The organism is Rhizobacter sp. (assembly GCA_019635355.1).
In the GTDB taxonomy this organism is placed as follows: Bacteria; Pseudomonadota; Gammaproteobacteria; order Burkholderiales; family Burkholderiaceae_C; genus Rhizobacter.
The window spans coordinates 2,793,182-2,816,737 of record JAHBZQ010000001.1 but is presented as its reverse complement, the minus strand read 5'-3'; the positions used below and the strand labels follow the sequence as shown (position 1 = coordinate 2,816,737).

Here is a 23,556-nt window from a genome sequence, read left to right as displayed (position 1 = left end):
ATGCCACCCATGCTGACCTTCCAGCAAATCATCCTGCGCCTGCAAGACTACTGGGACCGCCAGGGCTGCGCCCTGCTGCAGCCCTACGACATGGAAGTCGGCGCCGGCACCAGCCACACCGCCACCTTCCTGCGCGCACTCGGCCCCGAGCCCTGGAAGGCCGCCTACGTGCAGCCCAGCCGCCGCCCGAAAGACGGCCGCTACGGCCAGAACCCGAACCGCCTGCAGCACTACTACCAGTACCAGGTGGTGCTCAAGCCCGCGCCCGACAACATCCTCGACCTCTACCTCGGCTCGCTCGAAGCGCTGGGCTTCGACCTCAAGAGCAACGACGTGCGCTTCGTCGAAGACGACTGGGAGAACCCCACGCTCGGCTGCTGGGGCCTGGGCTGGGAGGTGTGGCTGAACGGCATGGAGGTCACGCAGTTCACCTACTTCCAGCAGGTCGGGGGCGTCGAGTGCAAGCCCATCACCGGCGAGATCACCTACGGGCTGGAGCGGCTGGCGATGTACCTGCAGGGCGTCGACAAGGTCTACAACCTGAAGTGGACCGACACGCTGAGCTACGGCGACGTCTACCTGCAAAACGAAGTCGAGCAAAGCACCTACAACTTCGAGCACAGCGACGTCGACTTCCTGCTGCACGCCTTCGCGGCCCACGAGAAGCAGGCCAAGTATTTGATGGAGCAACAGCTCGCCTTGCCCGCCTACGAGCAGGTGCTCAAGGCCGGCCACACCTTCAACCTGCTCGACGCACGTGGCGCGATCAGCGTGACCGAGCGCGCCGCCTACATCGGCCGCATCCGCAACATCTCGCGCAGCGTGGCGCAGAGCTACCTCGACAGCCGTGCTCGCCTTGGCTTCCCGATGGCACCGAAGGCTTGGGCCGACGAGGTCGTGGCCCAGCTCGACAAGAACAAGAAGGCCGCCTGATGACCACCAAGAACCTGCTGCTCGAACTCTTCGTCGAAGAGTTGCCGCCGAAAGACCTGAAGAAGTTCGGCGCCTCGTTCTCCTCGGTGCTCGCCGAGAGCCTGAAGGCCAACGGCCTCGGCACCGAGCATTCCGCCGTCACCTCCTTTGCATCGCCCCGCCGCTTGGCCGTGCACATCAGCGCCGTGCGGGCGCAGGCCGACGACAAGGCCGTGTCGCTCAAGCTCGTGCCGGTGAGCGTGGGCCTCAACGCCGACGGCCAGCCGACCCCCGCGCTCCTGAAGAAGCTCGCGAGCGTCGGCGCCGATGCGTCCGTCGTGCCGACGCTTCGCCGCCAGATGGACGGCAAGGCCGAAGCCCTCTTCTACGACAGCACCGCCAAGGGCATGACGCTCGCCGCCGGCCTGCAGGAAGCGCTCGACAAGGCGCTTGCGCAACTGCCCATCCGCAAGGTCATGCAGTACCAGCTGGCCGACGGCTGGAGCAGCGTGAACTTCGTGCGCCCCGCACACGGCCTCGTCGCACTGCATGGTGCCGACGTGGTGCCGATCTCGGCGCTCGGCCTCACCGCCGGCCGCGAGACCCACGGCCACCGCTTCGAAGCGAAGGTCGACCCGGTGGTGGTGCAGGACGCCGACCACTACGCCAAGCAGCTCGAGGAGCAGGGTGCCGTCATCGCAAGCTTCGAGCACCGCCATGCCGAGATCGTGCGCCAGCTGCAGCACGCAGCCGGCCAGCTCGGCCTCACCCCCATCGACGACCCGGCGCTGCTCGACGAAGTGACGGCGCTGGTGGAGCGCCCCAACGTGTTGCTGTGCGAGTTCGAGAAAGAGTTTCTCGACGTGCCGCAGGAGTGCCTCATCCTCACGATGAAGGCCAACCAGAAGTACTTCCCGCTGCTCGATGCGCACGGCAAGCTGACGAACAAGTTCCTCATCGTCAGCAACATCCGCCCCGAAGACCCGAGCCGCGTGATCGGCGGCAACGAGCGTGTGGTGCGCCCGCGCCTGGCCGACGCCAAGTTCTTCTTCGACCAGGACCGCAAGAAGACGCTCGCCTCGCGCGTGCCCGGCCTGGCCAAGGTGGTCTACCACGGCAAGCTCGGCACCCAGGGCGAGCGCGCCGAGCGGGTGCAGGCCATTGGCCACGCGATCATCAACCTGCTGCGCCTGAGCACGGTGCCCTACTCGGTCGACGACAAGGACCACTTCGACGTGCTCGACAGCAAGGTGCGCGAAGCCGCGCAGCTGGCCAAGGCGGATCTCTTGACCGACATGGTCGGCGAGTTCCCCGAGCTGCAAGGCGTGATGGGCGGCTACTACGCCCGCCACGAAGGCCTGCGCGACGGCGTGGCCATCGCGATCGAAGACCACTACAAGCCGCGCTTTGCCGGCGACACCCTGCCGCGCAACCACACCGGCACCGTGCTCGCACTGGCCGACAAGCTGGAGACGCTCGTCGGCCTCTTCGGCATCGGCCAGCTGCCCACCGGCGACAAGGACCCGTTCGCGCTGCGACGCCATGCACTCGGCGTGATCCGCATCCTGATCGAGAAGGACCTGCACCTGTCGGTGACCGAGCTGGTGAAGGCGGCGGTGCCGGCCTTCGGCACCTTGATCGAAGACCCGACCGAGGCACTCGCCACCTTCATCTACGAGCGCCTCGCCGGCACGCTGCGCGAGCAGGGTTACAGCGCGCACGAGGTCGACGCCGTGCTCGCGCTGCGCCCCGCCCCGAGCGACGTGCCCAAGCGCCTCGCCGCCGTGCGCGCCTTCGCGTCGCTGCCCGAGTCGGCCTCGCTCGCCGCCGCCAACAAGCGTGTGGGCAACATCCTCAAGAAGGCCGAGGGCGTGGTCGACGCGAAGGTCGACACCGCGCTCTTGAAGGAGCCGGCCGAAGCCGCGCTGTACGAATCGTTGCAGCAGGTCGGTCCGAAGGCCGATGCCGCCTTCGACGCCGGCGACCAGACCGCCTCGCTGCAGGCCCTGGCCGCGCTCAAGGAGCCGGTCGATGCCTTCTTCGACAAGGTGATGGTCAACGCCGAAGACGCCGCGCTGCGCGCCAACCGCCTTGGCCTGCTGGCCACCCTGCATGCCGCGATGAACCGCGTCGCCGACCTGTCCAAGCTCGCGGCCTGACACGATGATGAACCTCATCATCCTCGACCGCGACGGCACCATCAACGAAGACCGCGACGACTTCGTCAAGTCGGCCGACGAGTGGGTGCCGCTGCCGGGCGCGCTCGAGGCCATCGCCCGCCTCAACCAGGCCGGCTGGCAGACCGTGATCGCCACCAACCAATCGGGCCTCGGCCGCGGCCTCTTCGACATGGCCGCCTTGAACGCAATGCACACCAAGATGAACGCCGCGCTCGCGCGCGTGGGCGGCCGCGTCGGCGCCGTCTTCTTCTGCCCGCACGCCCCGGAAGACCAGTGCAGCTGCCGCAAGCCGTTGCCGGGTCTCTATGAACAGATTGGCGAGCGTTATGGCGTGGACCTGCGCAAGGTGCCGGTCGTGGGCGACTCGGCCCGCGACCTCGAAGCGGCCGTGGCCGCCGGTTGCCCGCCGCACCTGGTGCGCACCGGCAAAGGCGCGGCGCTCAGCGATGCGCAGATCGCGCTCCTGGAGCAGCAGATCCCCGAGCTGCAGGTGCACGCCGACCTCGCGGCCTTCGCCGAACACATGATCCAGCGCGAGCGCACGGCGCGCAGCGGCAAGGTCGATTCCGGCTTCGGGAGGCTCGACTGATGCGCACCCTCTGGTATGCCCTGCGCTCGGCCTTCTTCGTGCTGTGGATGTCGGTCACGGTGATCCCCTGGGCCATCGCGGTCATCATCTACTCAGCCTTCGTGCGCGGCGACAAGATGTACTGGGCCTGCGCCGGCTGGCTGATGCAGTCGATGTGGATCTGCCGCGTGGTCTGCGGCGTGAAGCCGCGTGTCACCGGCATGGAGAACCTGCCCGACACCGGCGTGATCCTCTTGCCCAAACACCAGTCGACGTGGGAGACGTTCTTCTTCCCCTCGCTGATGCCGCACCCGCTCGCCTACGTCTTCAAGCGCGAGCTGCTCTACATCCCCTTTTTCGGCTGGGCGATGGCACGCATGGACATGATCCACATCGACCGCAGCAAGCGCAACGAAGCGTGGAGCAAGGTGGCCGAGCAGGGCAAGCGCCTCATGGACGCAGGCAACTGGGTCATCATGTTCCCCGAAGGCACACGCGCAGCGCGCGGCCAGAAGGGCACCTACAAGGCCGGTGGCACGCGCTTGGCCTGCTCGACCGGCCGGCCGGTGGTGCCGATCGCGGTGACCTCCGCGCGCTGCTGGCCGCGCAAGAGTTTCCTGCTGCGCCCGGGCATCGTCGACGTCTCGATCGGCAAGCCCATCCCCTCGGTGGGCCGCGAGCCCGACGAGCTGATGCGTGAAGTCGAAGCCTGGATCGAGGGCGAGATGCATCGGCTCGACCCCGAAGCGTACCCAGCGAAAACCGCGGAACCCAGAACCTAGAATCACGGCCCATGACCCGCGGCACCCCGGCCCCATCGACCTCGCAGCTTTCGCTGTTCGATGAGCCGACGCCGGCAGACATTCCGGCTCCGGCGGCCCCGCGCATCGTCTCCGCGCCGCCCGTCGCGGCCCCTCCTGCAGTCCCGATCGCCGACGTGCTGGCCCCCGCCGTCTTCCGCCACCCCAACGCCCAGCGCGAGATCCGCCTGCGCGAGCACACGGTCGCCTATGCGCTGCGCCGTGCGCGGCGCAAGAGCATCGGTTTCGTCGTCGGCGTGGAAGGCCTGAGCGTGGCCGCGCCCAAGTGGGTGGGCCTCGGCGAGATCGAATCGGCGCTGCGCGAGAAGGGTGACTGGATCCTGCGCAAGCTCGCCGAGCAGCAGGAGCGCGCCCAGCGCCTGCAGGCCGCCAAGGTCGACTGGCGCGACGGCACCGGCATTCCCTTCCTCGGCGAGACCGTGATCGTGGTGCTCGACGTGCGCGCCGGCCTCACGCGCGGTGGCGCGGTGCTCAACACCGATGGCGACGCTCTGCCCGGCGTGCCGCGCCTCACGCTGCACGTGGGCCTGCCGCACACCGCCACGCCGGATCAGATCCGCGACGTGGTGCAGAGCTGGCTGCAACGCCAGGCGCGCCGCATCTTCGAAGAGCGCCTCACGCATTTCGCGCAGCAGCTGGGCGTGCGCTACACGCGGCTCTCGCTGTCGTCGGCACAGACGCGCTGGGGCAGCGCCGGGGCCGACGGCTCGATCCGCCTCAACTGGCGCCTGATCCACTTCGCGATGCCGCAGATCGACTACGTGGTCGCGCATGAACTCGCACACTTGCGCGAGATGAACCACAGCCCGCGCTTCTGGGACGTGGTGCGCTCGGTGATGCCCGACTATGAGCAGGTGCGCAGTACCCTGAAAGACGACGTACTGCCGGTCTTCGACTAAGGTCGGGCCCCGTGCATCGTTACTCCTTTCGCCAGCTGCTGCTGGTCGCCTTCCTGTTGATCGCTGCGCTTCTGAGCGCCGCTTCGCTGCGCGGCCTCTTCACGCTGGAGAAGCTGCTGCGCCAGAGCAGCGAGGGCGCCCGCCGCGCCGTGGCCCACACCGCCGATGCGCAGCTGCTCGCCGAGCGCACGGTGGCGATGGAGCGTTCGGCCCGCCAGTACCTCGTGCTCGAAGACCCGGTGCTGCGCCAGCGCTTCGAGGAAGCCGGCCGCGATGCGCGCGACGCGCTCAAGCGCCTGGCCGACAACCTCGTCTCGGCCAACCTTGCCGCCGAGTGGAACGCGCACGAGTCGGGCATCGAAGACCAGCTCAAGGGCACGCCGGCCGACCTGCGCGAGCGCGAGGCCTCGATCACCAACGCCTTCCGCGAACTCGAAGGCATCAACGACACCATCGCCAACCAGGTGCGCGTGACCACCGAGCAGCGCAACCAGGTGCTGATGGACGAGCTGGAAGCCGGCCGCGCCGAGCTGGGCCGGCAGATGCTGATCGCCATCGTCGTGGCCGTCGGGCTGGCGTTCATCTTCGGCCTCTGGCTCGCCCGGCCGCTCAAGCGCCTGGAGCAGGCGGTGATCGGCCTCGGCGAAAACCGGCTTGACCAGCCGATCGAGATCCGCGGGCCGTCCGACGTGCGCCTGCTCGGCCGCCGCCTGGAATGGCTGCGCCTGCGCTTGGCCGAGCTCGACTCCGACAAGTCGCGTTTCCTGCGCCATGTGTCGCACGAGCTGAAGACGCCGCTGGCCGCGCTGCGCGAAGGCGTGTCGCTGCTGGAAGAGGGCGTGACCGGCGCGCTCAGCGACGACCAGAAGGAGGTCGCCCGCATCCTGCGCCAGAACACAGCGCTGCTGCAGAGCCAGATCGAAGACCTGCTGCGCTTCAACGCCGCTGCCTTCGAGGCGCGCAAGCTCGTGCGCCAGCGTGTCGAGCTGATCGGCCTGCTGAAAGACCTGGTCGCCCGCCAGCGCCTGCAATGGCAGGCCCGCCAGCTGGCGGTGAAGGTCGAGGGCGAGGCCCTCTGGGCCGAAGTCGACCCCGACAAGCTCGGAACCGCACTCGGCAACCTGCTCTCCAACGCGATCAGGTTCAGCCCCCCGGGCGCTACCATCCGCCTCTGCGTGACCCGCGTGCCGGGTCGTGCCTGCATCGACATCGTCGACCAGGGCCCCGGTGTGGCCGCCGCCGACCGGGCCCGTGTGTTCGAGCCCTTCTACCGCGGCGAGCGGCAGCCGAGCGATGCGGTGCGTGGCACCGGCATCGGCCTGTCGATCGTGCACGAGTACATCACCGCGCACGGCGGTGTGGTCGAACTGCAGGACGACGGCCCGGGGGCCCACTTTCACATCGAATTGCCGCATGCGCGTTAAATCAATCCTGGGTCTGTCATCGAGCGTGGTGGGGGTGCTGCTGCTGCAGGCCTGCATGTCGCCGCCTCCCAAGCCCGTGCCCCCTGCGGCGCCCGTGTCGGTCGAGGCCCCGGCACCCAAGGTCGTGGTGCTGCCCGCACCGCCCGCCCAGCCCGAGCCGGCCGACGTGGCGGCGCGGCGGCTGCTCGCGTACCACGAGCAGCTCCGCCAGCTGTCGCCGCAAGACCTGGCCAACGAGATCAACCGATTGAACGCCGCGGTGTCGGCCACCCCCACTGCTGCGCCGCCCGACGCGGTGCTCGAACTGGCGCTCGCGCTCGCGCAGCAGCACAACGGTGGCGACGTGGCGCGCGCCGTGGCGCTGCTGGAGCCGATCGCCAAGTCGAGCGCACCCGAACTCGCGCCCTGGCAGCCGCTCGCGCGCTTGCTGCTCGGCCGGGTGCTGGAGCAGCGCCGCCTCGAAGACGCGCTCAACCGCGAGGCCACGCGCAACCGCGAGCAGCAGCGCACCCTGCAGCAGCTCAACGAAAAGCTCGAAGCGCTCAAGGCCATCGAGCGCAGCATGGCCAACCGGCCGCCGAGCGGCGGGCCGGCCCCGGCCGCGCCGCCCGCTCCCGCGGCGCAGCCCCCCGCCGCCCCGAAAACCCCCTGACCGCGAGCGACGCGACGCCATGGCCAACCTGCTGCTGGTGGACGACGACGCCGACCTGCTGAAGCTGCTCTCCATGCGGCTCAGCGCGGCGGGCCACCGCGTCACCGCGGTCGAGTCGGCCGAAGCCGCGCTCACGCAACTGGCCGTGGCGCGCCCGCAGCTGGTGGTGAGCGACGTGCAGCTGCCGGGGCGCGACGGCCTCGCACTCTTCGACGAGATCCACGCGCGCCACCCGGCGCTGCCGGTGATCCTGCTCACCGCGCACGGCACGATTCCCGACGCAGTCGACGCCACCGCGCGCGGGGTCTTCAGCTACCTCACCAAGCCCTTCGACGGCAAGGCCTTGCTCGACAAGGTCAACGAAGCGCTCGCGCTCGCTGCTCCCGCCGTCGACACCGCCACCGGGCACGACGGCTGGCGCGAGGCCATCGTCAGCCGCTCCAACCGCATGGCCGAGCTGCTGTCGGAGGCGAAGATGGTGGCCGCGTCGGACGCGAGCGTGCTCATCCGCGGCGAGAGTGGCAGCGGCAAGGAGCTGCTGGCGCAGGCCATCCACCGCGCGAGCCCGCGCGCGGCCAAGCCCTTCGTCGCCGTCAACTGCAGCGCCATTCCCGAGGCGCTGCTCGAGTCCGAACTCTTCGGCCATGTGAAGGGCTCCTTCACCGGCGCGGTGACGAACCACACCGGCCTCTTCGTCACCGCCGACGGCGGCTCGCTTTTCCTCGACGAGATCGGCGACATGCCGCCCGCCCTGCAGGTGAAGCTCTTGCGCGTGCTGCAGGAGCGCTCGGTGCGCCCGGTGGGCGCCACGCAGTCGGTGCCGGTCGATGTGCGCATCCTGTCGGCTACGCACCGCGACCTCGATGCGCTGATGGCGCAGGGCCAGTTCCGCGAAGACCTCTACTACCGGCTCAACGTGGTGTCGCTGCACCTGCCCACGCTCTCCGAGCGGCGCGAAGACATCCCGCTGCTGGCCAACCACTTCCTCGCCAAGCTCACCGCGAAGTACGACAAGCGCCTCACCGGCTTCGCCCCCGATGCGATGAAGGCGCTCACCACTGCCCCGTGGCCGGGCAACGTGCGCCAGCTGCACAACGTGGTGGAGCAGGTCTGTGCGCTGACCACCACGCCGCTGATCCCGCTCACGCTCGTGCAGCGGGCCTTGCGCGTGCCGAGCGTGGAGGTGCTCACCTACGCGCAGGCGCGCGAGCGTTTCGAGCGCGACTACCTGGTGGGCCTGCTCAAGCTCACCGACGGCAACGCAGCCGACGCCGCGCGCCTGGCCGACCGCAACCGCACCGAGTTCTACCGGCTGCTGCAGCGGCACGGCCTGACCCCCGGCCAGTTCAAGGCCGAGCCGCCTGTCGCTGAGTAGAGACAGCGGCGTACCTCAGCAAAATCAAGCACTTGCAGCAGCCGGCGTGAGGACTTGTCGCCGCACGGCGACAAAAACCCGCCGATTCCGCCCCGTTTGGCGTGCGCTGCAGCATGCGCCCCGTTCGCATGCGGCCAAGTGCTTGATCCACAAGCCTTTTTCTGAATTGGCACGGGCGTTGCCCAAGGAAGCTCGCAGCCTGGTTTGGGGCTGTGCTTTTTCCAACGACACCCCGCGCCCTTGTTCCTCGCCCTCACACTTTTTGCGCCCACCGAGTCGGGCGTTCGCCGCACGGCGACACGTGCGCTCCTGCTGTTCGCGCTGGCCGTGCTCTGCGTGTGGGATGCCCGCGCCTTCGGCTTCGACGACGTCGCCGAGCGCGCCCGCCAACTCGCCGCCCAGCCCTACGTGGCCCCCAAGGAGCAGCTGCCCGCCGAGCTGAAAGCCCTCGACTACGACGGCTACCGCGACATCCGCTTCAAGCCCGAGCGCGCGCTGTGGCGCAAGGACGGCCTGCCCTTCGAGCTGGCCTTCTTCCACCTCGGCAAGTTCCAGACGTTGCCGGTGCAGATCCACGAGATCACGCCGCAGGGCGTGCGCCACATCGCGTTCGACAAGAACGACTTCGACTACGGCAAGAACAAGCTCACGCCCTCGAAGTGGGGCGACCTCGGCTTTGCCGGTTTCCGCGTGCACTACGCGCTCAACAACCCGGCCTACAAGGACGAGCTGGTCGTCTTCCTCGGCGCGAGCTACTTCCGCGCCTTGGGCAAGGGCCAGCACTACGGCCTGTCGGCGCGTGGCCTGGCCATCGACACCGTGGGCGGCAGTGGTGAGGAGTTCCCGCGCTTCAGCGAGTTCTGGATCGAGCGGCCCGCGCCCGGCGCCACCTCGCTCGTGATCCACGCGTTGCTCGACTCACCCCGCGCGGCCGGGGCCTACCGCTTCACGCTGCGCCCCGGTGACAACAGCGTGGCCGACGTGCAGGCCCGCCTCTTCTTGCGCGCTGGTGTCGCCACGCTGGGCATCGCCCCGCTCACCAGCATGTTCCACCACGGCGAAAACACCCCGCGCGTGGCCGACTTCCGCCCCGAGGTGCACGACAGCGATGGCCTGATGGTGGCCAGCGGCGACGGCCAGGGCGGCGTCGAGTGGCTGTGGCGCCCGCTGATCAACCCCCAGCGGACGCTGGTGACCTCGTTCGCATCGAAGGAGCCCAAGGGCTTCGGCCTGATGCAGCGTGACCGCAGCGCGGCCAACTACGAAGACACCGAAGCGCAATACCACCAGCGCCCGAGCGCGTGGGTCGAGCCGGTGGGCACCTGGGGCCCGGGCCGCGTCGAGCTGATGCTGCTGCACACGCCCGACGAGACCGACGACAACGTGGTCGCCTATTGGGTGCCATCGACGTTGCCCGCCCCCGGCCGGCCCTTCGACTTCGCCTACCGCCTGCATTGGCAAGGCGAGCAGCAGCAACGCCCGCCCGCCGGTTGGGCGGTGCAGAGCCGACTCGGCCACGGTTTCATCGACCGCAAGGCCAAGCGCGACCCGAACGAGCTGCAGTACGTCGTCGACTTCGACGGCCCCGCACTGCGCAACCTGCCGGCCGATGCGCCGGTGAAAGCGGTCGTCAGCAGCAATGCCGCCGGCCGCATCGTCGAGCGCAATGCGTACCGCAACCCGCTCACCAACACCTGGCGCATGACCGTGCGCGTCACCCGTCTTCAGCCCACCCAGCCGGTGGAACTGCGGGCCTTCCTCCAGAACGGCGACAGCGCCCTGACCGAAACATGGACCAACATCATTCAGCCGGATTGAGCGCTGCGCCCGGCCGCAGCACGCCCGCCATGCTCCGTGGGTCCATGGTCGCGCGGCCGTGGCGCGGGTTCTGGGGCAGCCTGGCCGACCGGCTCCTGGGCCGGCCGTCCGACATCCCGGCGCCGGTGGCGCACGAGCCGCAGGCATGGGAACGCGCCGCCAAGCTGCGCCGCCGTGTGCTGATGCTGCTCGTGCTGCTGTCGGCCGCGGGTGCGACCACGCTCCTGTCCAACATGCTGCCCAGCGACCAGACGGGCCTGGCGCGCGGCGTGCAGATCGGGCTCTACGGGCTGCTCTTCGCCTGGGTCTCGGCGGGCTTCTACACGGCCATGATGGGCTTCTGGGTGCTGTGGCGCGGTGACAAGCATGCGATGTCGGCCGCGTCGGTGGGCCACGCGCCCATCCACCGCGACGCGCGCACCGCGATCGTCATGCCCATCTGCAACGAGAACGTGGCCTCCGTCTTCGCCGGCCTGCGCGCGACCTGCGAGTCGCTCGCTGCCACCGGCGCCTCGAGTCTGTTCGACGTCTACGTGCTGTCGGACACCAGCGATCCTGAAATCCGCGCGGCCGAGCTGGCCGCGTGGGGCCAGCTGCGCCACGAGTGCGGCTCGGCGGGTCGCATCTATTACCGCTGGCGCCAGCGCCGCACCAAGCGCAAGTCGGGCAACGTGGCCGACTTCTGCCGCCGCTTCGGCCGCCTCTACCGCTACATGGTCGTGCTCGATGCCGACAGCGTGATGAGCGGCGATTGCCTGGTGAAGCTCGTGCGCCTGATGGAAGCCAACCCCACGGCCGGCATCCTGCAGACGGCGCCGCAGGCCTGTGGTCTCGACACCGTGCACGCGCGCTCGCAGCAGTTCTCGGGCCGCGTGGCCGGGCGCTTGTTCACCGCCGGCATGTCGTATTGGCAGCTCGGCGAGTCGCACTACTGGGGGCACAACGCGATCATCCGCATCGAGCCCTTCATGAAGCACTGCTCGCTCGCGCCGCTGAAGGGCCACGGTGGCCTCTCGGGCACGCTGCTCTCGCACGACTTCGTCGAAGCCGCGCTGATGCGCCGCGCCGGCTACCACGTGTGGCTGGTGCAAGACCTGCACGGCAGCTACGAGCAGCAGCCGCCGAATCTGCTGGAAGAACTGCAGCGTGACCGCCGCTGGTGCCAGGGCAACCTGCAGAACGCCCGCCTCATCGCCGAGCCCGGCCTGCACGGCGTGCACCGCGCGATGCTCGGCACCGGCGCGATGGCCTACCTCTCGGCGCCGCTGTGGCTGGCCTCGGTGCTGGTGGGTGCGGGGCTGTGGCTCTTCGGCGAGCGCCCGCTCGGGGGCGGTGCGCTGCCGATGGAGATCGCCGGCCTCTGGCTTGTCACCGTGCTGATGCTGCTGCTGCCGCGTGTGATGGGCGTGGCGGTGATCGTGATGTCCAAGCAGCAGCACCGTTATGGCGGCACACGCGCGCTGATCCGTGGCGCAGTCCTCGAAGCGGGCCTGTCGGCGCTGCAAGCGCCGGTGCGCATGCTGGCCCACACCATCTTCGTGGTGGTGGCGCTCACCGGCCTCAAGCTCGACTGGAAGTCGCCCCCGCGCGAAGCCAACGACATCGGCTGGCGCGACGCGCTGCACCGCTTCGGCCCGACCACCGGCGTGGTGGCGGCCGGCGCCGCAGCCGTGCTCGCGCTGCAACCCGAGATCACGCTCTGGCTCGCGCCGATGGCGCTGCCGCTGATGCTCGCCGTGCCGCTGACGGTGCTCACCAGCCGCTCGGCCCTCGGCCAACGTTTGCTGGCGAGCCGCCTGCTGCTGATCCCCGAAGAGCACAGCGCGCCGCAGGTGTTGCGCCGCGCGTGGGCCTATGCCAAGCGGGCCCAACCGGCCCCGCAGTGGCGCGATGCGCTCACCGACCCGTGGCTCTTCGACGTGGTGCGCGGCGCGATGGGCCCGCGCAACACCAGCTGGGGTTCGCGTGGCAAGGCGCGCAAGCTGATGCTGAGCGGGCTGCTCGCGAACCAGGACGCCGAGCAACTGAGCGCCGAGCACCGCATGCGCCTCCTGAGCGAGCCGCAGAGCATCGTGCGGGTGCGCGACCAGCTGGCCGCGGCGAACGCGAACCAGATGCGCGCCAGCTGGCGCGATGGTGAGGAAGTCGAAGCGCTGCGGGCGTGATCCATCACCGTTCGGGCTGAGCCTGTCGAAGCCCCTTTCGAGCTTGGGCTTCGACAGGCTCAGCCCGAACGGGCTCGCGGCGGCGAGAGCCTCGCGGCGCTTGGCGTGCCGCTCAGGTGACGGCCCCAGGCACGCCGCAACTGCAAGTCCGAACTGAACCCTGCCGCCTCCGCCGCCCGCGTCACGCTCGCCCCGCGCTGCAGCGCCTGGCGCGCCCGCTCCAGGCGGATCTTCTCCACATAGACCATCGGCGACACCGTCGCATGCTCGGCAAAGAGCCGCAGCAGGTGGCGGCTCGTCACGTGCGCGGCATCGGCGAGCGACTCCAGCGTCCACTCGGCCTCGGGCCGTTCGCACACCGCATCTTGCGCGCGGTGCAGCGCCGGGTGCAGGTGGTGGCGGTGTGCCAGTAGCGGCGAGAGCTCCGGATCCTGCGGCGTGCGGCGCAGGTAGACCACCATCGTCTTCGCGACCGCCGCGGCCACGGCATCGCCGCAGGTGTCGGCGATGAGGTGCAGCGCGAGGTCGATGCCGGCCGTGACGCCCGCGCTCGACGCCACGCGGCCGTCGACCACGAACACGCGGTTGTCGACCACCTCGGCGGCCGGCGCGAGGGTGCGCAGCATGTCGAGGTAGTCGTGGTGCGTGGTGCAGCGTTGCCCGTCGAGCAGGCCGGCGCGGGCGGCCATCAGCGTGCCGGCGCACACGGTCAGCAGCCGGTGCGGTGTGTCGGGTGCGGCGAGCAAGGGCCGCATGTCGCGCCGCAGCCAGTCGATGGTCGTGCGGCTGGCCGCATCGGGCGTGCGCAGCGTGTCGCTGCTTTGGCCGACGAGCAGCAGCCAGGTCGGCCGCGGCAGCGTCGTGGGCAACGGCTCCAGCTGTGCGAGCGGCAGGCCGACCGAGGTGGTCGCCTCTGCGCGCGGGCCGGCGAAGCGCAGGCGAAAGCGTGCCGCCTCGCCTTGGCGTTCCAGTTGCTGGTTGGCGAGGCGAAACGCTTCCGCCGGGCCGGCCACGTCGAGCAGCAGGCTGCGGGGCGGCACGACGATGAGGACGTCGATCATCGGATCACGTGGTGCGTGCGAGCGCTTGCTCCACCGTGCAGATCGTCGCGAAGCGGCCGGTCAGCACGGCGGCGGTGCGGGCCACGACATCGGCGCTCTTGAAGGTCGAGCCATCGGCGAACGCGAGGTCGAAGGTCAATGTGGCTTCGGGCACGAAGTCGACCTCGTAGCCTTCGTCGTTGGCGTGGCGCGCGGTCGTCTCGCAGCACTGCTCGGTGCGGATGCCGCTCACGATGAGCCGGTGGATGCGCTGCTGCTGCAGCCACACCGAGAGGCCCGTGCCGACGAGCGCGCTGTGCCGCTGCTTGTGGAACTCGGCCGCGGCGTCGAATCGGGCCAGCCCGTCGAGCGGGCGCACGTGGCCCGAGGCGAGCGAGAACGAGGCGTCACCGTCGACGTGCAGGATGCGCACGATGGGAATGCCGCGGGCGAGGCAACCATCGATCAGCGCATTGCTGCGCGAGAGAAAGGCGTCGAGGTGCTCGTCTTGCCAGTAGGGGCGGTGGCGAAACGATTCCTGCACGTCGATCACGAGAAGTGCGGTGTTCATCAGCGGGCCTCCGGGGCGATGCCTTCGAGTTGGGCCACGAGTCGTGCGTGTGCCGCGAGGTCCACGGGCCGGTGCTTCACCTTCGTGGTGGCCGGGTAGGCGCCGAGGAAGTTGCCGCCTTTCCGGTCTTGCGCCGGCCGCACCGGCCGTGCGCTGAAGCCACCGCCGCAGTTGGGGCAGACGTTGTGCAGCAGCCCGGTCGCGCAGTCGCGGCAGAAGGTGCATTCGAAGCTGCAGATCATCGCGTCGGTGGCCGCCGGGGGCAGGGCTTTCGCGCAGTGTTCGCAGACGGGTCGCAGGTCGAGCATCGAATCCTCCGGAAGTGATGATGCCTGCCAGCGTAGGCGCAGGCATCAGTTCTGTCGCCGCGGCATGCGACGAGAACCGATCAGTTCCGGACAGGGCCGTGAGCGTGTCGTCAGGGCCGTGGCGTGGCCAGCCACTTCTGCGCGAGCCGCACCCACAGCGTCGCGCCGAGCGGGATCAGCTCGTCGTTGAAGTCGTAGCTCGGGTTGTGCAGCATGCACGGGCCCAGGCCGTGGCCGCCGACGCGGTGGCTGCCGTCGCCGTTGCCGATGAGGAAGTAACAGCCCGGCTTTTCCTGCAGGAAGTAGCTGAAGTCTTCGGCGCCCATGGTGGGCTCGAACTCCTCTACGCCTTCCGGCCCCACCACTTCGGCCATCACCTCGCGCACGAAGGCCGTCTCGGCCGGGTGGTTGATGGTGGGCGGGTAGTTGCGCACGAACTCGAACTCGCACTCCGCACCGAAAGCAGCGCAGGTGTGCTCGGCCACCTCGCGCATGCGCTGCTCGAAAAGGTCGAGCAGCTCGAGCGTGAAGGTGCGCACGGTGCCTTCCATCACGCACGAATCGGGCACCACGTTGGTCGCCTCGCCGGTGTGGATCATCGTCACCGAGATCACGCCCGGGTCGATGGGCCGCTTGTTGCGCGAGACGATGGTCTGGAAGGCCTGCACGATCTGGCAGGCGACGGGCACCGGGTCGATGCCGAGGTGCGGCATGGCGGCGTGCGAGCCCTTGCCGCGGATCGTGATCTTGAATTCGTTGCTCGACGCGAAGCAGGGCCCGTTCTTCACCGCGAAGTGGCCGACCGGCATGCCGGGCCAGTTGTGCGCGCCGAAGATGGCTTCCATCGGGAAGAGGTCGAAGATCCCTTCCTTGATCATCTCGCGCGCACCGCCGCCGCCTTCTTCGGCGGGCTGGAAGACGAGGTACACGGTGCCGTCGAAATCGCGGTTCTTCTCGTTCGAGAAATGCTTGGCGGCGGCCAGCAGCATCGCGGTGTGGCCGTCGTGCCCGCAGGCGTGCATGCGTCCGGGGTGCTGGCTCGCGTGCGCAAAGGTGTTGTGCTCGGTGATGGGCAGGGCGTCGATGTCGGCGCGCAGGCCCACCGCTCGCGAGCTGTGGCCGCGGGTGCCCTTGACGATGCCGACGACGCCGGTGGTGCCCAGGCCTCGGTGGATGGGGATGCCCCAGTCGGTGAGGGCTTTGGCGATCAGGTCGGAGGTGCGCTTCTCTTCGAAGCACAGCTCCGGGTGGGCGTGGATGTCGCGCCGCAGGGCGGTGACGGCGGCGGCGTCGGCGAGGATGGATTCGATCAACTGCATGCCGGGCTCCTTGGGGGTCGGGCCAGTTTACTGACCCGCCATGAAGCCTGCGGCCATGCGGTTAAGAGGTCAGCGGCGGACCTTGCCGTCCTCGGTGAGCATCGACAGCTCGACGAAGTGCGAGGCCACGTGGTCACGCGCCCCGAAATTCACCGGGAAGCCGCCCAGGTTCAGGTTCTGGATCGACTCCATCGCGGTGATGAAGCTGTCGCGGGTGGGGTTGCGGCCGGCGCGCTTGAGGCCCTCGGCGAACACCTTCGCCGCCACGTAGCCTTCCATGCTCGAGTAGTTGGGCGTGGCGTCGCCACCGGCCTTGGCCACGGCGGCCAGGTACTCGCGCGAGAGCGCGGAGGTGGTGGAGAAGGGCGAGGGCATCACCTGGCTGATCATGATGCCGCGCGCTTCGCGGCCGAGCTCGTCGGCCAGCGCCTGCGTGCCCACGAACGACACGTTGTAGAAGGTGCCGCCGTAGCCGGCCTTGCGCGCCTCGCGGATGAACGCGGCCGACGACTTGTAGGCGCTGATCTGCACCACGGCCTCGGGTGTGGCGGCGGTGATGGTCTTCACGGCCTGGGCCACGTTGACGGTGTTGCGCTGCACGGTGCCGGTGGCCACGGGCGCGAGGTTGGCCGCCTTCAGCGCGCGGTTCACCCCGGCGAGGCCGGCCTGGCCGTAGGCGTCGTCTTGATAGAAGACGGCGATCTTGGTGAGGCCGATGGAGAGCAGCTGCTTCACGATCAGCGCGGTCTCGTCGAAGTACGAAGCGCGCACGTGGAAGACGTTGCGGCTGAAGGGCTCGCGCAGCGACTCGGCGCCGGTGAAGGGCGCGAAGAAGATGGTGCGGTTTTCCTGCACCAGCGGCATCGCGGCCAGGCAGGTGGGCGTGCCGACGTAGCCGAAGAGGCCGAACACGTTGTCCTTGTCGATGAAACGCTCGGTGTTGGCCTTGCAGCGGTCGGGCTCGTAGCCGTCGTCCAGCGTGCGCAGCTCCACGGTCTGGCCGTTCACGCCGCCGGCGGCGTTGAGCGCGTCGAAGTAGACCTTGGCGCCCCGGTTCATCTGCGTGCCGAGGTAGGCGGCCGGGCCGCTGAAGGCGGCCGACTGGCCGAGCACGATGCGGCGCTCGGATTGGGCGAAAGCTGAAGGGAGGGCGAGGGTGGCGCTCGTGGCGGCCAGGTGCTGGAGCAGGTGTCGGCGTTTCATGGAGTTGTGGAGTCCGAAAAAGCGAAACCCGGCGGATCGCGCCAGGCGAACTCAGTGTAAACCCTAGGTTTTGCCCGACCTAGCCCCGCGCGACGCGCTGCGGAGACCCTTGTGCAATAGTTCCTCGCATGAGCAGCACCACCGCGTTCGACCGAGTCGCCATTCGCACAATCCACGCCGCCTGTCCGCACGATTGCCCCGACACCTGCGCGATCCGCGTGACGGTCGAAGACGGCAAGGCGGTCAAGGTGCAGGGCGACCCCGACCACCCGCCGACGCACGGCGCGCTGTGCACCAAGGTCTCGCGCTACCCGGAGCGCACCTACCACCCCGAGCGCGTGCTGCACCCGATGAAGCGCGTGGGCCCCAAGGGCAGCGGGCAGTTCGCGCGGGTGACGTGGGAGGAAGCGCTGGCTGACATCGCCTCGCGCCTGAAAGCCATCGCGGCGCGCGACCCCGAGGCGATCGTGCCCTACAGCTACGCCGGCACCATGGGCCTGCTGCAAGGCGAGAGCATGGACCGCCGCTTCTTCCACAAGCTCGGTGCCTCGCTGCTCGACCGCACCATCTGCTCGGCGGCCGGCGGCGACGCGCTTGCCGCCACCTACGGCGGCAAGGTCGGCATGCACCTGGAGCACTACGCCGACAGCAAGTTGATCCTCATCTGGGGCAGCAACTCCATCGCCAGCAATCTGCACTTCTGGACCTTCGCGCAGAAGGCGAAGCGCGAGGGCGCGAAGCTCATCTGCATCGACCCGCGCAAGACCGAGACGGCCGACAAATGCCACCAGCACATCGCGCTGCTGCCCGGCACCGATGGCGCGCTGGCGCTCGGCCTGATGCACGAGCTGATCGTCAACGACTGGCTCGACCAGGACTACATCGACCGCCACACCGACGGCTGGCCCAAGCTGCGCGAGCGTGCGCTGCAGTGGCCGCCCGAGCGAGCAGCCGCGGTCTGCGGCATCAGCGCAGAAGAAGTGCGCCAACTGGCCCGCGACTACGGCACCACGAAGCCCGCCGCCATCCGCCTCAACTACGGCATGCAGCGCGTGCGCGGCGGCGGCAATGCGGCGCGGCTGATCGCGATCCTGCCCTGCCTCGTCGGCGCCTGGCGCCACCCGGCGGGTGGGCTGCTGCTGTCGGCCTCGGGCTGGTTCCCGCGCAATGCGGCGCACCTGCAGCACCCCGAGCTGATGCCAGCCAAGCGCCCGCGCATCCTCAACATGAGCACCATCGGCGATGCCTTGCTGAAAGAAAGCTCGTCGGACTTCGGCCCGAAGATCGAAGCGCTCGTCGTCTACAACAGCAACCCGGTGGCCGTGGCGCCCGAGTCGCCCAAGGTGGTGAAGGGTTTCCTTCGCGACGACCTCTTCACCGTGGTGCTCGAGCACTTCATGACCGACACCGCCGACCACGCCGACTATGTGCTGCCTGCCACCACGCAGCTCGAGCACCTCGACGTGCACACCAGCTACGGCCACACCTATGCCATGTTCAACGAGCCGGCCATCGCGCCGCTCGGCGAGGCCAAGCCCAACACGCAGATCTTTCGCGAGCTGGCCGCGCACATGGGCTTCGCCGAGCCGTGCTTCCGCGAGAGCGACGAGTCGATGGCCCGCCATGCCCTGAATGGCGTGGACTTCGAGACGCTGCGCGCCGTGGGTTGGGTGAAGCTGCCGATCGCCGAGGCCCCGTTTGCGAACGGCGGCTTCAAGACGCCGACCGGCAAGTGCATGATCGACGCCCCCGGCCTCGGCGTGCCCGATCACGTGCCGAACTACGAGTCGGTGCAGTCGTCGCCGCAGCTCGCGCGTGACTACCCGCTCGCGATGATCTCGCCGCCGGCGCGCAACTTCCTCAACTCCACCTTCGTCAACGTGAAGAGCCTGCGTGACATCGAAGGCGAGCCGCTTGTCGAGATGCACGCCGACGACGCCGCCGCGCGCGGTCTGCGGGGTGGCGAGATGGTGCGCGTCTTCAACCAGCGCGGCGAATACCGCTGCCGCCTGCAGGTGAGCCCGCGAGCACGGCCCGGGGTGGTCAACGGCCTGGGCGTGTGGTGGCGCAAGCTCGGGCCTGACGGCACCAACGTCAACGAAGTCACGCACCAGCAGCTCACCGACCTCGGCCGCGGGCCGGCGTTCTACGACTGCCTGGTCGACGTGCGGGCCGTTTGAAGCGCTGGCTGCTGATGGGGGTGGCCAGCCTGATCGGCATCGCGGCCCTGGCCGCGGGCGCCGTGTGCCTCACGTCGGGCTGCAGCAGCCTCGGCTACTACGCGCAGGCGGCCGGGGGACACTTTTCGTTGCTCAACAAGGCGAAGCCCGTGCCCGAGTGGCTGGCCGACAACACGACCCCCGCGCCGCTGAAGGAGCGGCTCGCCCTGAGCCAGCGCATGCGCGACTTCGCCGTGAGCGAACTCAAGCTGCCCGACAACGCCAGCTACCGGCGCTATGCCGACCTCGGCCGCAACGCCGCCGTCTATAACGTGGTGGCCGCGCCCGAGCTGAGCCTCACGCTCAAGACCTGGTGCTTCCCCGTCGTGGGCTGCGTGGGCTACCGCGGCTACTACGACAAAGCCGATGCCGACGCGCTGGCCGCCGAGCTGCGCACGCAGGGCTACGAGGCGGTGGTGCAGTCCATCCCCGCGTATTCGACGCTCGGCAAGCTGCCCGGCGACTACTTCGCCGACCCGCTGCTCAACACCTTCCTGCGCTGGGCCGAGGGCGATCTCGCGCACCTGATGTTCCATGAGCTGGCGCACCAAGTCGCCTATGCCAAGGGCGACACGATGTTCAACGAGTCCTTCGCGACGGCGGTCGAGCGCCTCGGCGGCCGCTTGTGGCTGGAGCGGCACGCGAGCCCGCAGGCGATGCAGGAGTCGGCCACGCTCGACGTGCGCCGGCAGGAGTTCCGCCGCCTCGCGCTCTCGGCCCGCGCCGACCTGGAGGCGATCTACACCAGCACCACCTTGAGCGACGACGCCAAGCGCGCCGCGAAGGCCGACCGCCTGGCGCGCCTGCGCGCCGACCACGCAGCGCTGAAGGCCGGCCCCTGGAACGGCTACACCGGCTACGACAACTGGTTTGCGACCGCCAACAACGCCTCGCTCGGCGTGATGGCGGCGTACAACGAGCTGGTGCCGCAGTTCGAGCACTTGTACGAGCGCGAGGGTCGTGACTTCGAGCGCTTCTACGCCGAGGTCAAACGCCTGGCCGCCTTGCCGATGGCCGAGCGGCGGGCGACACTCGCGCGCTAAGGAGAACACCCATGCCCGACATCAAGATCCACCGCGAGCACACGCTCGGTCTCGCCAAGGCGCGCAAGGTCGCCTTGAAGTGGGCGGAAGACGCCGAGAAGAAGTTCGACATGGAGTGCACCATCCTCGAAGGCGAACTCTCCGACACGGTGGAGTTCAAGCGCAGCGGGGTGAACGGGCAACTCATCGTCGCCCCCGATCACTTCGACCTCACGGCCAAGCTCGGCTTCCTGCTGGGTGCGTTCAGCAAGACCATCGAGAGCGAGATCGAGAAGAACCTCGACGCGCTGCTCGCGGCCGGTGGGAAAACGGCGGCCAAGAAGGCCGCCAAGAAATAGTTACTTCAGGCTCTCGATCAAGTCGATGTAGGCCTGCATCGCCTCTTCCTTCGACTTGCCCTTTGCCATGGCCCACGCGTCGTACTTGGCGCGTTCCACCATGTCGGTGAAGCCGGGGCGCTTGCCTTCCACGTCGCCCACGCTGCCCTGCTTGTACAGCGCGTAGAGCTGCAGCAGCGTCATGTTGTCGGGGCGCTCGGGCAGGTTCTTCGACTCCTCGCGGGCTTTCTCGAAGCGGGCTTGCAGATCGGACATGGCGGTCTCCTGTAGGGGTTCGGTATTAGCGGGCATTGACGGCTCGGATGTTACCCAGCATCGTGCGCCGCATCACTAGAAGAAGGGCTCCAAACATGGCTGCAGCAGCAAGCGCCGAACGCATGTCGCGGGTCGACACCGCGTGGCTGCGCATGGACAACGACGTCAACCTGATGATGATCGTCGGCGTGTGGCGCATCGAGCCCGGCATCCGCCATGCGGCCTTGATGGAGCGGGTGCAGGAGCGGCTGCTCAAGTACGGGCGCTTCCGCCAGAAGGTGGTGGAAGACGCGATGGGCGCGCTGTGGGTCGACGTGCCCGAGGTCGACCTCACGCACCACGTGCGGCTGGAAAAGCTCAACCGCAAGCCCGGCCAGGGCGAACGCGAGGCGCTGCAGGAGCGTGTGGGCGAACTCTGCACGAGCCCGCTCGACCGCACGCGGCCGCTGTGGCAGTTCCACTTCATCGAACACTACGACGGCGGCAGCGCGCTCATCGCGCGCATCCATCACTGCATCGCTGATGGCATCGCGCTGATCTCGGTGCTGCTGTCGATCACCGACGGCGGCAGCGACCCGCCGCAGCGCAAGAAGCGCGAGAAGGAAGAGGGTGCCGAGTTCGACTGGTTCGCCGAAGCCATCATGCGCCCGCTGGCCGACGTGACGGTCAAGGCCATCGGCCTCACCGGCAGCGGCATGGCCAAATCGGTGGAGATGCTGGCCAACCCGCAGCAGCCGCTGCAGGGCACGGTGGAGCTGGCGCGCATGGGGGCGCAGGTGGTGTCGGATGCGGCCTCGATGCTCCTGATGCCCGACGACTCGCCCACCCAACTCAAGGGCAGGCCCATCGGCACCAAGCGGGTGGCCTGGGGCGAACCGATCCCGCTCGACGTGGTGAAGGCCATCGGCAAGGGCCTCGGCTGCTCGGTCAACGACGTGCTGCTCGCCTGCGTGGCCGGTGCCATTGGCGGCTGGCTGCGCGAACAGGGCGAAGACACGAGCGGCAAGGAGATCCGCGCCATGGTGCCGGTGAACCTGCGCCCGATGGAGAAGGCCTACAAGCTCGGAAACCAGTTCGGCCTCGTGCCGCTCGTGCTGCCCATCGGCATCGTCAACCCCATCGAGCGGGTGTACGCGGTGCGCTCGCGCATGCAGGAGCTGAAGGGCAGCTACCAGCCGCTGCTGGCGTTTGCGGTGCTGGCCGTTGCCGGCTTGCTGATCAAGCCGATGCAGGACGCGCTGCTCAACCTCTTCGCGAAGAAGGCCACGGCGGTGATGACCAACGTGCCGGGGCCGGGCACGCCGCTCCAGATCTGCGGCTCGACGCTGTCGCAGGTGATGTTCTGGGTGCCGCAGTCGGGCGAGATCGGGGTGGGGGTCTCGATCCTCAGCTATGGCGGAGGCGTGCAGTTCGGGCTCATCACCGACGCGCAGATGTGCCCCGATCCGCACAAGATCATTGAGCGCTTCGAGCCGGAGTTTCAGCGGCTGCTGCTGGTGACGCTGATGTTGCCTTGGGAGTGAGGGTTCGGTCTGGCATGCCGCGCCGTCGGAGCGGCCAAGGGGCTGGGGTAGGCGAATTCCTCCGTGTCCCCCGCGTCTGATCGCTCCCGCGATCAGACGCTCCTCCTTTACCTCCGGAATTCGCCTACCCCAGCCCCTTGGCCGCTCAGGCCGGCGAATAGGGCGCGGCCAACCCCGCATACACCTTCGGCAACGGCGACGCGTAGTCCCCACGTTTGCTGGTTCCCAATCCGAGCGAGACCAGCCCCTCAGCCAGCTTCACCGCCGCCGCCACCCCGTCGATGACGGGCACCCCGAGCTCGCCTTGCAATCGCCGGCACAGATCGGCCATGCCCGCGCAGCCCAGCACGATGGCTCCCGAGCGGTCGTGGGCCAGTGCCTCGCGTGAGGACGCGAGGATGCGCGCGTAGGCATCGCTCGCGGGGTCGTCGAGTTCGAGCACCGCGATGTCGGTGCCGTGGATGCCGCGGCAGCGGCGCTCGAAGCCGTATTGCAGGACGAGGTGCTCGGCGATCACCACCGTGCGGGTGAGCGTGGTCACCACCGAGAAGCCGGTGGCCAGCAGCGAGGCGGCGTGGAAGGCCGCCTCGGCAATGCCGATCACCGGGCCGCGCGCCAGCTCGCGCGCGGCGTGCAGGCCCGGGTCGCCGAAGCAGGCGATGACGTGGGCGTCGGCGCCGGCGGCTTCGCCCGCGCGCACCTGTTCGGCCACCCCGGCGGCGGCCCACACGTCGTCGTGGTGCCCTTCGATGGAAGGTGCACCAAAGCTCGGCTGCACCGCGTCGATCACGGTGCTGGGGGCGGCCACGGCCCGCGCGGCCTCGCCGATCTTGGTGGTCATCGCGAGCGTGGTGTTGGGGTTGATGACTCGGATCTTCATGGTTGTCTTTCGCGGTGGTTCGCACCATTTTGTATACAAAGTG

General features: G+C 68.9%; 21 protein-coding genes. 14 read left to right on the top strand and 7 right to left on the bottom strand.

Annotated features, from left to right (window positions below; all coding sequences use genetic code 11):
* Window positions 1-9: 9 nt before the first annotated feature.
* The 10 genes from glyQ to mdoH all read left to right on the top strand — a co-directional run bounded on the left by glyQ (window position 10) and on the right by mdoH (window position 12,814).
* A complete protein-coding gene (gene glyQ / locus KF892_12750; protein MBX3625879.1) occupies window positions 10-933 on the top strand; it encodes a glycine--tRNA ligase subunit alpha in 924 nt (307 codons plus the stop codon).
* The gene (gene glyS, locus KF892_12745) at window positions 933-3,071 is read left to right on the top strand and encodes a glycine--tRNA ligase subunit beta (GenBank protein ID MBX3625878.1); all 2,139 of its coding nucleotides are present in this window, start codon (window positions 933-935) and stop codon (window positions 3,069-3,071) included. The genes glyQ and glyS overlap by 1 nt, the downstream gene beginning before the upstream one ends.
* 7 nt (window positions 3,072-3,078) lie before the next feature.
* A complete protein-coding gene (gene gmhB, locus KF892_12740) occupies window positions 3,079-3,681 on the top strand; it encodes a D-glycero-beta-D-manno-heptose 1,7-bisphosphate 7-phosphatase (GenBank protein MBX3625877.1) in 603 nt (200 codons plus the stop codon).
* Entirely contained in the window at window positions 3,681-4,442 is a 762-nt protein-coding gene (locus KF892_12735; GenBank protein MBX3625876.1) for a 1-acyl-sn-glycerol-3-phosphate acyltransferase, read from the top strand. The genes gmhB and KF892_12735 overlap by 1 nt, the downstream gene beginning before the upstream one ends.
* A gap of 11 nt (window positions 4,443-4,453) precedes the next feature.
* Window positions 4,454-5,380, top strand: a complete 927-nt coding sequence (locus tag KF892_12730; protein MBX3625875.1) for a M48 family metallopeptidase — start codon at window positions 4,454-4,456, stop codon at window positions 5,378-5,380.
* Window positions 5,381-5,391: 11 nt separating this feature from the next.
* A complete protein-coding gene (locus KF892_12725; GenBank protein MBX3625874.1) occupies window positions 5,392-6,804 on the top strand; it encodes a HAMP domain-containing histidine kinase in 1,413 nt (470 codons plus the stop codon).
* On the top strand, window positions 6,794-7,456 hold the full coding sequence (locus KF892_12720; GenBank protein ID MBX3625873.1) for a hypothetical protein: 663 nt from the start codon (window positions 6,794-6,796) through the stop codon (window positions 7,454-7,456). Before KF892_12725 ends, KF892_12720 begins: the two co-directional genes overlap by 11 nt.
* A 19-nt stretch (window positions 7,457-7,475) precedes the next feature.
* A complete protein-coding gene (locus KF892_12715; GenBank protein MBX3625872.1) occupies window positions 7,476-8,831 on the top strand; it encodes a sigma 54-interacting transcriptional regulator in 1,356 nt (451 codons plus the stop codon).
* Window positions 8,832-9,140: 309 nt separating this feature from the next.
* Window positions 9,141-10,649, top strand: a complete 1,509-nt coding sequence (locus tag KF892_12710; GenBank protein ID MBX3625871.1) for a glucan biosynthesis protein G — start codon at window positions 9,141-9,143, stop codon at window positions 10,647-10,649.
* Window positions 10,622-12,814 (top strand): glucans biosynthesis glucosyltransferase MdoH, encoded by a 2,193-nt coding sequence (mdoH, locus tag KF892_12705; GenBank protein MBX3625870.1) that lies wholly within the window; start codon window positions 10,622-10,624, stop codon window positions 12,812-12,814. Before KF892_12710 ends, mdoH begins: the two co-directional genes overlap by 28 nt.
* 59 nt (window positions 12,815-12,873) lie before the next feature.
* Here the strand turns inward: mdoH and KF892_12700 are convergent, their stop codons facing one another.
* From KF892_12700 to KF892_12680, 5 genes are all read right to left on the bottom strand, one after another.
* Entirely contained in the window at window positions 12,874-13,875 is a 1,002-nt protein-coding gene (locus tag KF892_12700) for a helix-turn-helix domain-containing protein (GenBank protein MBX3625869.1), read from the bottom strand.
* 4 nt (window positions 13,876-13,879) lie between these two features.
* Entirely contained in the window at window positions 13,880-14,425 is a 546-nt protein-coding gene (locus KF892_12695; protein ID MBX3625868.1) for an isochorismatase family protein, read from the bottom strand.
* Window positions 14,425-14,733: a DUF1272 domain-containing protein gene (locus KF892_12690; GenBank protein MBX3625867.1), complete on the bottom strand. Its 309-nt coding sequence runs from the start codon at window positions 14,731-14,733 to the stop codon at window positions 14,425-14,427. The genes KF892_12695 and KF892_12690 overlap by 1 nt, the downstream gene beginning before the upstream one ends.
* A gap of 110 nt (window positions 14,734-14,843) precedes the next feature.
* Complete coding sequence (locus KF892_12685) at window positions 14,844-16,052, bottom strand: amidohydrolase (GenBank protein MBX3625866.1); 1,209 nt, start codon at window positions 16,050-16,052, stop codon at window positions 14,844-14,846.
* 69 nt (window positions 16,053-16,121) lie between these two features.
* Window positions 16,122-17,255: an ABC transporter substrate-binding protein gene (locus KF892_12680; protein MBX3625865.1), complete on the bottom strand. Its 1,134-nt coding sequence runs from the start codon at window positions 17,253-17,255 to the stop codon at window positions 16,122-16,124.
* A gap of 128 nt (window positions 17,256-17,383) precedes the next feature.
* On the opposite strand from KF892_12680, the gene KF892_12675 reads away from it, so the two are divergent.
* From KF892_12675 to KF892_12665, 3 genes are read left to right on the top strand one after another with little or no spacing between them, the layout of a single operon-like run.
* Window positions 17,384-19,435, top strand: coding sequence for a molybdopterin oxidoreductase family protein (locus KF892_12675; GenBank protein MBX3625864.1), 2,052 nt, complete (start codon window positions 17,384-17,386; stop codon window positions 19,433-19,435).
* A 14-nt stretch (window positions 19,436-19,449) separates the two neighbouring features.
* Window positions 19,450-20,517: an aminopeptidase gene (locus KF892_12670; GenBank protein ID MBX3625863.1), complete on the top strand. Its 1,068-nt coding sequence runs from the start codon at window positions 19,450-19,452 to the stop codon at window positions 20,515-20,517.
* Window positions 20,518-20,528: 11 nt separating this feature from the next.
* Window positions 20,529-20,855 (top strand): polyhydroxyalkanoic acid system family protein, encoded by a 327-nt coding sequence (locus tag KF892_12665; protein MBX3625862.1) that lies wholly within the window; start codon window positions 20,529-20,531, stop codon window positions 20,853-20,855.
* On the opposite strand, the gene KF892_12660 is transcribed toward KF892_12665, so the two are convergent.
* Window positions 20,856-21,110, bottom strand: coding sequence for an acyl-CoA-binding protein (locus tag KF892_12660; protein MBX3625861.1), 255 nt, complete (start codon window positions 21,108-21,110; stop codon window positions 20,856-20,858). It abuts the gene before it with no gap.
* A gap of 122 nt (window positions 21,111-21,232) precedes the next feature.
* Between KF892_12660 and KF892_12655 the strand changes: the two genes are divergently transcribed.
* Window positions 21,233-22,633 (top strand): wax ester/triacylglycerol synthase family O-acyltransferase, encoded by a 1,401-nt coding sequence (locus tag KF892_12655; GenBank protein ID MBX3625860.1) that lies wholly within the window; start codon window positions 21,233-21,235, stop codon window positions 22,631-22,633.
* 145 nt (window positions 22,634-22,778) lie between these two features.
* Here KF892_12655 and KF892_12650 read toward each other — a convergent pair whose 3' ends face one another.
* Window positions 22,779-23,513, bottom strand: a complete 735-nt coding sequence (locus KF892_12650; GenBank protein ID MBX3625859.1) for an aspartate/glutamate racemase family protein — start codon at window positions 23,511-23,513, stop codon at window positions 22,779-22,781.
* Window positions 23,514-23,556: the final 43 nt, after the last annotated feature.